Raw genomic sequence first — 10,380 nt, 5'->3', positions numbered from 1 at the left:
GCCATCGGTGAAGCCCGCCTCATCACCCCGCTCCGATCCGAGGGCGGCCACCGCCGCTACTCCCGCTACCAGCTGCGCATCGCCGCCCGCGCCCGCGAACTCGTCGACCAGGGCACCCCCATCGAGGCCGCCTGCCGCATCATCATCCTCGAAGACCAGCTCGAAGAAGCCCAGCGCATCAACGCCGAATACCGCCACGCCGCCGAATCAGCGAACCCGACGACCGAGGCCTGACAGCTGGGACCTGCGGCTTTCCCGGCAGCTTTGTCGCTGCTGTTCGCGCAAGTTTGCTCGAAACGCTTCAGCGTCCCGGGCGACATCGCCCTCACCAGGTCTTCACGCCAGCGCCCGGACTCCGGGTGTTACGCCGGGGCGGAGGCGGCATCACCCTGCGGGGCGCGCAGGGCCGGGCACCGTCACCGCCCGGATGACCAGGACGAGATAGCCACGCCACTACCCAATGTCGACTCCGGCCGACACGCGATCTGGGAGCGTCGATACAAGGAGCACCCGGTACCGTGCGCATTCACGCCTCTCCGCCGCTACCGGTGGTGTTGAGCCCAGCGTGAGCCGCCGGAATGACGGCCCAGCCCGAACGGGTGCCCACGCCGTCATGGTGCTCCGGCAGGAAGTGCGTCGCGGAGCAGGGGTACGGCTACCGGATCGTGGACGCGGACGACCTCCTGGCTGCGACCGATGCCTGACCGGCCGAGCGTGGACGAGGCCCAGGGCGGGTGCGGCCAGGCCGTTTCGCCGCGGCGGCCAGCGCAGCCGTGACGGGTATCAGGGCGCATTGGCCGACGAGGAGAGCCAACGGGCGGGGCGGTCGAAGGCCCGCGCGGGCAGGAGCAGTACGGCGAGGCCGAGAACCGGAGCCGGCGAGCATCCAGACGCTGAGGTCATAGCGGACCGAGGGCCCCACGCCGCCGAGAGCTTCATCAATGACCATGAAGAAGCCCAGTATGGACAGGACAGGCAGCAGAGCGAGGGCAATCCCGGAGGATCGCGTTCAACCGTCGACCGCTCCTCGCGGCGACCGGGCATGCCCCTGTGTGTGGGACGGCATGGCGGTGTCGCTGCCCAGAATCGCCTTCGAATGCCCATAGCGTCTCCTCTCGTGGCCGCCAGTGGATCTCGACAGCGCGACGCATCCCTCAACTCGTCCTGAGCACGGTGAGCATTTCCTTCGCGCTGTTCCGGGAGCGCAGCGGCGATGCTGTCGAGCCTGTATTGGACGGCGTGCTCCGAGCGATCCGGCGCGGCGCCACCAGCTTCGACCTTCGTCACCATTCCCGTTCCAAGTCGTCGCCTCCGCCGACTCCCACGACATCACCCTGACCGAGTCCGCACGAAGGACGGGACTGACAGGAAGAGCGAGATGACCGCCTCGTACGAAACCATCAAGACCAGGCTGGACGGCAACGTCCTGTCCGCCACGTTCAACGCGCCGCCGATGAACCTCATCGGTCCCGAAGTCGTGCGGGACCTGGTCGCACTGCTGGAGGAACTGTCACACCCGACCGCCCCACGCGTGGTGATCTTCGACAGTGCGGACGCCGACTTCTTCTTCCCGCACGTCGACATGACGAAGGTCGCCGAATACACCGCTGAGGCCGCGAAAGCCGGAGGCCCCGGCGACGCCTCCCTTGGCATGCTGTTCCGCAAGCTGAGCAAGCTCCCGGCCGTCAGCATCGCCAAGCTCCGCGGCCGTGCGCGGGGAGCGGGCAGCGAGTTCCTCCTGGCCTGCGACATGCGCTTCGCCTCCCGGGAGAACGCCATCCTGGGCCAGATCGAAGTAGGAATCGGAACACCCCCCGGCGCGGGCGCGATCCAGCACCTCACCCGTCTGATGGGCCGGGGCCGAGCACTCGAAGCCGTGCTGACATCGTCGGACTTCGACGCCGACCTCGCCGAACGCTATGGATGGGTCAACCGTGCGGTCCCTGACGCCGAACTGGACGCGTTCGTAGCAGGCATCGCAGCGCGCATGGGCGGCTTTCCCCGCGATGCGCTGATCGCAGCCAAGTCGGCCATCAACGCCATCAGCCTGCCGGCTCCCGCCGAAGTACGCGCAGACGCCGCGCTGTTCCAGCAGCTCGTCCGAGGCGAAGGGGCGCAGCAGCGCACGGCCGAGTTGTTCGAGCAGGGCTTCCAGACTCGTGGTGCCACCGAACTCGGCCTCGGAGACGCTCTGGGCGACTTGAAGGCCGTCGACTGAGGAGCGCGAGAGTCGGCTGAGCGCCACGCTGCGAGGAAGGCATCCTGCAGCACTTCGTTGACGATTTCCGGGTCGTGCCACAGCCTTCGCCCGCGTGGACGGCCATGAGCTGTCGAACCTCCCTCGCCCGTACCTCGTAGACCTGGGTGTGGACCGTTGCACCAGCGGAAGGGCCGCCATCAACCTCGCGGCATCCTCTCGGGGCGGCCAACGGTTCCGGCGAACGGTCCCGCAAACCCAGAATCGAGGTCACTCATGCCGACACCCGGATTCCCGCCGAACACGCTCGACGATGAGGGAACACCCCTGTGGATCAGCGAGTTGGCTGACGAAGACCCCCATCACAGCGTGCACGTGGTCCGCGACCTCGAACCGGCAGCAGCACTCGAAATGCTGGGCGCCAACCCGACGTTGTTCCGTTCGTGCGAACTGCCCGACGCCAGGACCGACGGAGGGGCCTCCCTGCCCGCAGCCGTCCTAGGAATCGAACCGGGGACCCATGCTGCCCTGCTGGCGGGACGCATCGGTGCATGGACATTCGTCTACGACGACTCCCTCTTCACCGAGCACGACCACACGGAGCCGCTGTCCGCCAACGGCCGCGCCGCCGCAACAAGTACGTACTCCATCAACGCGGACGCCAACTTCGCGTACGCCGTCGACGGTGAGATGCTCGCCCACATCAACGTCGACGATCTCGACCTCGAGAAGGATCTCCCGGATATGCCGGCCGAACTGCGTGCGGCATTCGAGGCAGCCGGCACCGTCGAACATGACTACCTCGACCCGGGCGATCCCGACTACGACATCGGCATGCGTGCCATCTGCGCTCTCGCGGGCCTGCACTGCACGCTGGAAGACCTGCGCCGCATCCCGCTGCTGGTCACTCCCTTCGGCTGACTCGCCCAGAGGCGCCACCGGCCGGTCCGGTCGCGACGGTCGGGCGTTCGCGGCACGATCGCCCTCCGTCTCATCGGCGCCGGACCCTCATCGGCCGCTATCCCGGCTGTGCGAAACAGGGCAGGTTCCTTCCCCTTCTTCGGTACGGGGTCTCTTCCGGATGGAAGGCCGACGCCAAGGTGTCCTGCATCCGGGCCCCGCCGCGGGACATGCGCTGCCGAACCGCTTCGCCACGTCTCAAGCGATCTTCGACGAAGTGTCCGAACTCCCCGCCGCAGGACGCCAAGAGGCCTCGGATGGACTCGCCCGCGGTGGTGGTGGAGCGGCAGAACTGGTTGCCGGTCTTGCGGATGGCGCGGCGAAGCCGACGGAGTCGACCGGGCGCGAACAGCCGTGGGGTCGGCGCTCGTTGTGACCGGTTGGTCGGCGTCCGATGGAGGGTTCGTGAACTGCCGCTTCCCTGCGGTGTGAAGAATTGATGGAGCTAAGATCAGACGTCTGACGACTGATCTGTCCAGCTCCTGATTCGGCGGAGCTGCTGGCCGCCGTCCATTCGGCTGGCAATGGGCCATGTAGTCACCCTGGCGGGAAGGTGTGCCGCGACGTGGGGCTGTGCGCCCTCAGGTGTAACGACATGCGGCAAGTTGAGGCTGTGAAGAAGGTGTGGCGACCCGTGATCGCCTCCCTCGACGTGATGTGCGTCACTCCGGCGGGGGAGAACCCGTCGCCGACCTCGAAGTCTCCTTGCTACGTGATGTGGCCATGGCCCTTTCTGCGGCGTGGCCGAGACGAGATTGCGAATGGAGACAAAATGCGAGTTCGAGCTATTTCGGCCACCGCGCTCCTGGTGGCAAGCCTGGGCCTGACCGCTTGCGAGGGAAACAAGGGTGACAACGCCGGTGGCGAAAAGCCCGCCTCCTCCGCGTCCGCCACCTCGAAGGGCAGCGAGGGTAAGGACAGCGGCGGCTCCGGCTCCGGGTCCGGAGCCGGCAAGGGGGACTCCGGTAAGGGTGATTCCGGCAAGGGGGACACCGGTGGCAGCTCCACCAGTGGTGGCGGCGACACTGGCGCCGATGGCGACGGGCAGGCGCCGCCCTGCAGCAACGACATCGCTGATGCGAGCTTCGTCCTCGGAAAGGAAGGGTCCGACTCCGAGTTTGCCGAGGCCTTCGTGACGATCGAGAACATCACTGACGAAACGTGTCTCATCACCGGCGGCATCACACTCTCCGCGGAGGACTACGTGATGGTCGACAACGCGGAGCTCAGCGATAAGCCGATCGAGGTGGGACCGAATATGAGCGTGTCGGCCCCCGTCGAATTCCCCGACGTCCCTATCGGTGAGGACAACCCCGAGGACGGCTGCTTCCAGTCGGACAAGGTCCAGGTCGGCCTGCTGCCCGAGGACGAGGACCTTTCGGTCGACGTGACCGATGGTGACGGCGAGCCGGCCATGTTCAACGTCTGCGATGCGGATGAGGTGTCCCTCGGCGAGCTTGCTCCCTGATCTCCCGGCGCGCCCGACCGTGCCCCGGGGGCCCTGGAAATCCGGGTCGCTCCGCCTCCGGGCATGCCCCTCCTCCGCTGTGAACTCCCCTACGAAGGGGCCCGCATGGCCCTTGGTCCGGTCGCGGGCGACTGCCGCTGCGCGGGGTGGGCCCTCGTTCGGGATGAGGCGGCTGCACCGGCTGCACTGATCCATCCGGCAGTGGCCGCCATGCCCGAGCTGTTCCGGATTTGCCGGTCCCGCACTCGCAAGAGGCGCCCCCGCCTTGTTGATCAGAGCCTGTGCGATTCCGTCCCGGCGGCTCGGCGGTCTGCAGCCATCGGATGACAGAACTCTTGACACAGCAGACGTCTGACGACATGCTCCCCGGCCATGACGCTGCTCACGTTGACCTGCAGATGTCGTTGGAGAAGGCGGAGCGGCCCGTCCCCAGGGAGGATCGTCCGTGAGTGAGATGTCCCGACCAGAGACACCGCAGGAGCCACCACGCCTGCGCAGAAACGCCGTTGGGCTCGGCAGTGCCGTGATCATGTCCGCGGCCATCATGGGCCCCGCGGTGTCCACCTTTTTCAATCCGCAGTTCTCGACCCCGTTCTCGGGAGCCGCGACCCCGCTGGTGTACCTCCTGTGCCTGGTGGCCATCCTGATCACCGCATCGGGGATCATGGAGATGTCGTCCCGGCTGCCGAGCGCGGGTGCTTTCTACACGTACGTCACCCGTGGCATAGGCCCGCGCTCCGGGTTCGTGACGGGCGGCCTGATGTTCGTCGCCTACGCGCTGCTCCCGCCGGCCGAGATCGGACTGATCGGGGCGTACCTGCAGAGCACGCTGCGCGACGAGTTCCACCTCGACATCCCTTGGTGGGTCATCGGTCTCGTTCCCGCGGTCCTCATGATCGTCCTGGCGCTCGCCGGCGTCCAGTCGTCCCTCCGCACCGCCCTGGTGCTGTTCGGGGCGGAAGTCATCATCGTGGTGACGCTCGCCGTGATCGTCGTGCTGCAGGGCGGGAAGGACGGGCTCACCGCCGAGCCGCTGTCCCCGAGCGCCTCGCCGAACGGGATGGGCGGCCTGGTCACCGGGTTCGTCTTCGCCGCGCTCAGTTTCGTCGGCTTCGAGGCCGCGGCCACACTGGGCGAGGAGGTGCGCAAACCGGCCCGCAACGTGCCGAGGGCGATCGGGCTGTCGGTCCTGTTCGTCGGTGCGATCTATGTGTTCTGCGTGTGGGCCGAGGTCGTGGGCATCGGTGTGGACGAGGCCAATCGGCTCACGGGCGACTCGACCCCATGGAACGACCTGGCCGCGACCTACGCGCCCTGGATGAAGCTCCTGGTGATCCTGGCCGCGGTGTCGTCGATGTTCGCCGTCATGGTCAATTCCAACACCGGGATCGTCCGGATCCTGCACGTCATGGGCCGCGAGGGCATGCTGCCCAGGCTCTTCGCCCACGTCGACGAGAAGCGGCGCACGCCCACGTACGCCGTGATCGCACAGGGTGTTTTCTCGATCGTCGTCGCGCTGGCCGTCGGCGCCTTCTCCGGTGGACTGGGGAGTCCTGCGGGCGGCTCCAATGTCTACGGCTACCTGGGCTTCCTGCTGACGCTCGGCATTCTGCCGGTCTACGTGCTCACGAACATCGCGGCGATACGTTTCTTCCGCAAGGAGGGCGGCTTCCGCGTGGTACGCCACGCCGTGCTCCCGGGGATCGCGATCGCGCTGATGGCGGGCCTGCTCGTCGGGCAGATTCAGCAGCAGACCACCGCGCCGTACACCTGGCTGCCGTGGCTGATCGTGGCATGGGCGGCGTTCGTGGCGGCGGCCGCGATCTGGGTGGGCCGCAGGCGGCCCGAGAAGCTGGCCGTCACCGGCGCCGTGCTGGCGACCGGCGAAGCCGGGGAAGGCGTGGAGAACCAGGCCCGATCGGGCCGGAGTGCCGTCGGCTGACTGCCCTCATGGGGAGGGCGTGGCCTTGAATCGTGCCCTCCCCACGAGTAAAGTCATCTGACGTCTGCTGACTTTGGAGACGAAGATGGGTCATGTGATCGGTGTCGACGTCGGCTCGCAGAGCATCAAAGGCGTCCTGGTCGACGAGTCCGGCGCCACAACGGCCGTCGCCAGCGCACCCCTGCGGATGCACCACCGGGAGAGCGGCTGGGCCGAGCAGCTTCCCGCCGACTGGACGACGGGGCTCTGCCTGGTCGTCCGCCAACTGCTCGCCGACCATGCGGTTCCGGTCGACATGCTGGCGCTGGCCAGCCAGGTCGACGGCGTCGTACCGGTCGACGCGGACGGCCGGCCCCTGCGCCAGGCCCTCATCTGGCTGGACCGCCGCGCCACCGACCAGTCCGACGCGCTCGCGGACGCCGTCGGCGAGCAGTGGCTGTTCGAGCGCACCGGGCTGAACGCCGACGCCTCCCACAGCGCCCCGAAGATGATGTGGCTGCGCGACCACGACCCGGAGGTCTGGCGTCTCACCCGCAAGCTGCTGCCGGTGGGCGGCTACCTGCTCGCCTGGCTCACCGGCACCTTTCTCCAGGACCCGGCGAACGCCTCGTCCACCCTGCTCTACGACCTGCACACCGGAGACTACGACCCGCAGCTGTGCGAGGCGGCAGGCATCGACCCCGCGTTGCTGCCCGCCGTCGCCCCGGCCACCCAGGTCGCGGGCGGGCTCACCCGCACCGCCGCCGAGGCCCTCGGACTCCCGCGGGAGTGCCGGGTCGTCGTGGGCACGGGCGACGAGCATGCGGCGTCACTGGCCGCCGGCGCGATCGCGCCGGGTGTTGTCGCGGACGTCACGGGTACGGCCGAACCGGTCACCGCAGCGGCCCACGAACTGGTCCTGGACGCCGACCGGCTCGTCGAGACCCACGGGCACGCGGTCCCCGGCACGTACCTGGTCGAGAACCCCGGATTCGTCTCCGGCGGCAGCACCCTGTGGCTCGCCACCGCCGTCCTCGACGTCGCCCAGTCGGACATCTTCGACCTGGCCGACGAGGCGCCCCCGGGCAGTGACGGCGTGCTCTTCCTGCCGGCCCTGACCGGGGCGACCGCCCCGCGCTGGAACGCGGACATGCGCGGCTGCTTCAACGGCCTGTCGATGAACCACGGCCGCCCCCACCTGGCCCGCGCGGTGCTCGAAGGCTGCGCCTACGCCCTGCGCGACATCGTGGACCGGCTCGACGCGCTCGGGCTCGCCGGGGACGAGGTGCGCATCGTCGGTGGAGGCGGCCGCAGCCCGCTGTGGTGCCGGATCAAGGCCGACGTCCTCGGGCGCCCGGTCCGTCCGGTCCTTTCGCAGGAAGGCACGGCGCTGGGTGCGGCCATGCTGGCCGGCACAGCCTCGGGCATCTTCCGGGACATCGGCGACGCTGTCGCCCGGACCGTACGCCTTGCCCCCGAGCCGGTCCTGCCGGGCCGTGCCGCGACCGATGTGTACGCCGAGTCGTACGTGCGCTACCGCGCCCTGTTCGACGGTGTGGAAGGAGCCCTCCTGTGACCGCCCCCGGTGATGTCCGCCGCCTGCCGGGCCTGGAGGACGTGGCCGCTGCCGCCGGCGTCCCCGTCTCCTCGCTGCGCCTGCGCCACCTGGTCATCGGGCCCCGCGCGCTCGAGCGAACCGCCGCCGTCGTCGGCGAGTTGGCCGCGGATCGTCCCGGCGACATCATCGTCCTCACCGACGACGTGCCCTACGCGGGGCCGCGCGGAGAGGTGCGCCAGGCCGTGATCGACTCCCTGGGGCAGAGCCGGCCGGTGCGCCGGGTCACCCTGCCCAGCGGCACCGGTCGTTTGCACGCGGATGCCACGACGCTCGACCGGGCGGTCGCCGGCGCCCTCGACGCCGCCGCTCTCGTCACCGTCGGTTCGGGCACCCTCGCCGACATCGGGAAGGTGGTCGCCCGGCGCAACGACCTCCCCCATGCCATCGTCCAGACCGCTGCCAGCGTCAACGGGTTCGCCGACGACCAGAGCGTTCTGCTGGTCTCCGGCACGAAGCGCACGACGACCAGCCGCTGGCCCGAAGCCCTGATCATCGACACCGAGGTCATCGCCGCCGCACCCCGGGACCTCAACCGGGCCGGTGTCGGCGACCTGATGTCGATGTTCACCGCACCCGCCGACTGGCTGCTCGCCGACACCCTGGGGCTCGGGCGCGCGTACGCCCCCGCGCTCGTCGACCTGGTGCGCCCGTACGGCCCGCGGCTGCTGGAGATCGCGGGCCGACTCGATGAGCAACATCCCGAGGACCTCGCCGATCTGGCGCGGCTGCTGACGCTCAGCGGTATGACCATGGGGCTGACGGGCGCCACGGCACCCTCCTCCGGTGCCGAGCACGTGATCTCCCACCTGCTCGACATGCGTCTGACCGCCGAGGGCCGGGAACCGGCCTGGCACGGTGAGCAGGTCGGCATCGCCACCCTGGTGGCCGCGACGGTGTGGCGCCGGGTGTGTGCCGCGGTGGGGGAGGGGCCGCTGCCCCGGCTGTGTCCGCCGGGGGAGGAACGCGCACGGTCAAGGGCGATGGCCGCCTTCGCGCCTCTGGGGGCGGCGACGGCGGAGGAGTGCTGGCGGGCATACTCGGGCAAACTGGCCGCGCTCGCCGACCCGTTGCGGCTCACCCGTCTGCGCACACAGTGGCCCGAGGTGCAGTCGCAGCTCGCCGGCCTGCTCGCCGATCCCGCCGAGCTGGTGGACGCCATGCGCCGCGCCGGTTCGCCCGTCCGCTTCAGCGCTCTGGGCGAGGGCTACGACCGGGAGACGGTGACCTGGGCCGTGGCCAACGGGCACCGTATGCGGGACCGCGTCACGGTGGCCGACCTCGCCGAACTCCTCGGATTGTGGGACGACGAGTTCGTCGAGAGCGTCCTCGACGAACTCGACGAACTGGGTGCCGGGCGATGAACGACACCCGCCGCACCGACTCCCTGCTGCGCCCGCCCGCCCGCCGGTACGCGGGCTATGCCCTGGACCTCGACGGCACGGTCTATCTCGGCGACGCACTGCTGCCCGGTGCGGACGAGGCCATCGCCCAACTGCGCGGCGACGGAGCCCGCGTCGTGTTCGTCACCAACAAGACGCTGGAGAGTGCCCGTGACTACGCGGAGAAGCTGACCCGGCTCGGCGTCCCGGCGACCACCGACGACATCGTCACCGCCCTCGACGCTCTCGTGCTCTTCCTGAAGGAACACCATCCGCGGAGCCGGCTGCTCACCGTGACCGAGCCACTGATCGACTCCGTTCTCACCGATGCCGGTTTCACCGTGGTGAGCGAGCCGGAGGAGTCCGACGTCGTCGTCGTGTCCTTCGACCGGACCTTCGACTACGCGAAACTGCACGCCGCCTACCGCGCCGTGCGCGCCGGCGCCGTGATCGTCGCGACCAATGCGGACCCGTACTGCCCGACCGCCGACGGCGGCCTCCCGGACTGCGCTGCCATGACCGCCGCCATCGAGGCGTGCACCGGAGTCCGGGCCGAGGCGGTCGTCGGCAAGCCCAGCCTGCACATGGCGAAGACCTGCCTCGACCGGCTCGGCGTACCGGCGAGCGAGGCCGCCGTGGTCGGGGACCGGCTGGACACCGACGTCGCCATGGGCAGAGCCGCGGGAATGGCGGGAATCCTGGTGCTCACCGGCGCCACCTCACCGGCCGATCTGACCCACTCCGACATCCGGCCCCATGCCGTCGTCCCCTCGCTCAAGGAGCTCCTATGACATCCGGCTCCCCGGCACCGACCGTTCCCCTGTCCACTTCCGTCTC

General features: G+C 69.3%; 9 protein-coding genes. All 9 read left to right on the top strand.

The genetic code is table 11. From position 1 onward, the window contains the following. On the top strand, window positions 1-234 hold a 234-nt coding region (locus tag ACGFNH_RS31035), incomplete at its 5' end, for a MerR family transcriptional regulator (RefSeq protein WP_393659420.1). A 344-nt stretch (window positions 235-578) separates the two neighbouring features. Continuing rightward, on the top strand, window positions 579-704 hold the full coding sequence (locus ACGFNH_RS31030) for a hypothetical protein (protein ID WP_393659418.1): 126 nt from the start codon (window positions 579-581) through the stop codon (window positions 702-704). Between the two features lie 674 nt (window positions 705-1,378). Continuing rightward, window positions 1,379-2,218 (top strand): enoyl-CoA hydratase/isomerase family protein, encoded by an 840-nt coding sequence (locus ACGFNH_RS31025; RefSeq protein ID WP_393659416.1) that lies wholly within the window; start codon window positions 1,379-1,381, stop codon window positions 2,216-2,218. A 255-nt stretch (window positions 2,219-2,473) separates the two neighbouring features. After that, complete coding sequence (locus tag ACGFNH_RS31020) at window positions 2,474-3,118, top strand: DUF6461 domain-containing protein (RefSeq protein ID WP_393659415.1); 645 nt, start codon at window positions 2,474-2,476, stop codon at window positions 3,116-3,118. Window positions 3,119-3,791: 673 nt separating this feature from the next. Continuing rightward, entirely contained in the window at window positions 3,792-4,625 is an 834-nt protein-coding gene (locus ACGFNH_RS31015; protein ID WP_393659413.1) for a hypothetical protein, read from the top strand. Between the two features lie 454 nt (window positions 4,626-5,079). Further along, on the top strand, window positions 5,080-6,567 hold the full coding sequence (locus ACGFNH_RS31010; RefSeq protein WP_393659440.1) for an APC family permease: 1,488 nt from the start codon (window positions 5,080-5,082) through the stop codon (window positions 6,565-6,567). Window positions 6,568-6,652: 85 nt separating this feature from the next. Beyond that, window positions 6,653-8,122 (top strand): FGGY-family carbohydrate kinase, encoded by a 1,470-nt coding sequence (locus tag ACGFNH_RS31005; protein WP_393659411.1) that lies wholly within the window; start codon window positions 6,653-6,655, stop codon window positions 8,120-8,122. After that, window positions 8,119-9,525 carry an iron-containing alcohol dehydrogenase gene (locus ACGFNH_RS31000; protein WP_393659410.1) on the top strand — a complete coding sequence of 469 codons (1,407 nt, stop codon included), beginning with the start codon at window positions 8,119-8,121 and terminating at the stop codon, window positions 9,523-9,525. Before ACGFNH_RS31005 ends, ACGFNH_RS31000 begins: the two co-directional genes overlap by 4 nt. Beyond that, entirely contained in the window at window positions 9,522-10,334 is an 813-nt protein-coding gene (locus tag ACGFNH_RS30995; protein ID WP_393659408.1) for an HAD-IIA family hydrolase, read from the top strand. Before ACGFNH_RS31000 ends, ACGFNH_RS30995 begins: the two co-directional genes overlap by 4 nt. The last annotated feature ends 46 nt before the right edge of the window (window positions 10,335-10,380 follow it).

This window comes from Streptomyces sp. NPDC048639, from assembly GCF_043199075.1.
Taxonomy (GTDB): domain Bacteria; phylum Actinomycetota; class Actinomycetes; order Streptomycetales; family Streptomycetaceae; genus Streptomyces.
The sequence above is the reverse complement of the archived record's forward strand: the minus strand, read 5'-3'. Positions and strand labels throughout refer to the sequence as shown.

Coding starts and splice junctions, on each gene's coding strand:
- ACGFNH_RS31010 (WP_393659440.1), top strand. CDS start 5,080: ATGTCCCGACCAGAGACACCGCAGGAGCCACCACGCCTGCGCAGAAAC.
- ACGFNH_RS31030 (WP_393659418.1), top strand. CDS start 579: ATGACGGCCCAGCCCGAACGGGTGCCCACGCCGTCATGGTGCTCCGGC.
- ACGFNH_RS31020 (WP_393659415.1), top strand. CDS start 2,474: ATGCCGACACCCGGATTCCCGCCGAACACGCTCGACGATGAGGGAACA.
- ACGFNH_RS30995 (WP_393659408.1), top strand. CDS start 9,522: ATGAACGACACCCGCCGCACCGACTCCCTGCTGCGCCCGCCCGCCCGC.
- ACGFNH_RS31025 (WP_393659416.1), top strand. CDS start 1,379: ATGACCGCCTCGTACGAAACCATCAAGACCAGGCTGGACGGCAACGTC.
- ACGFNH_RS31005 (WP_393659411.1), top strand. CDS start 6,653: ATGGGTCATGTGATCGGTGTCGACGTCGGCTCGCAGAGCATCAAAGGC.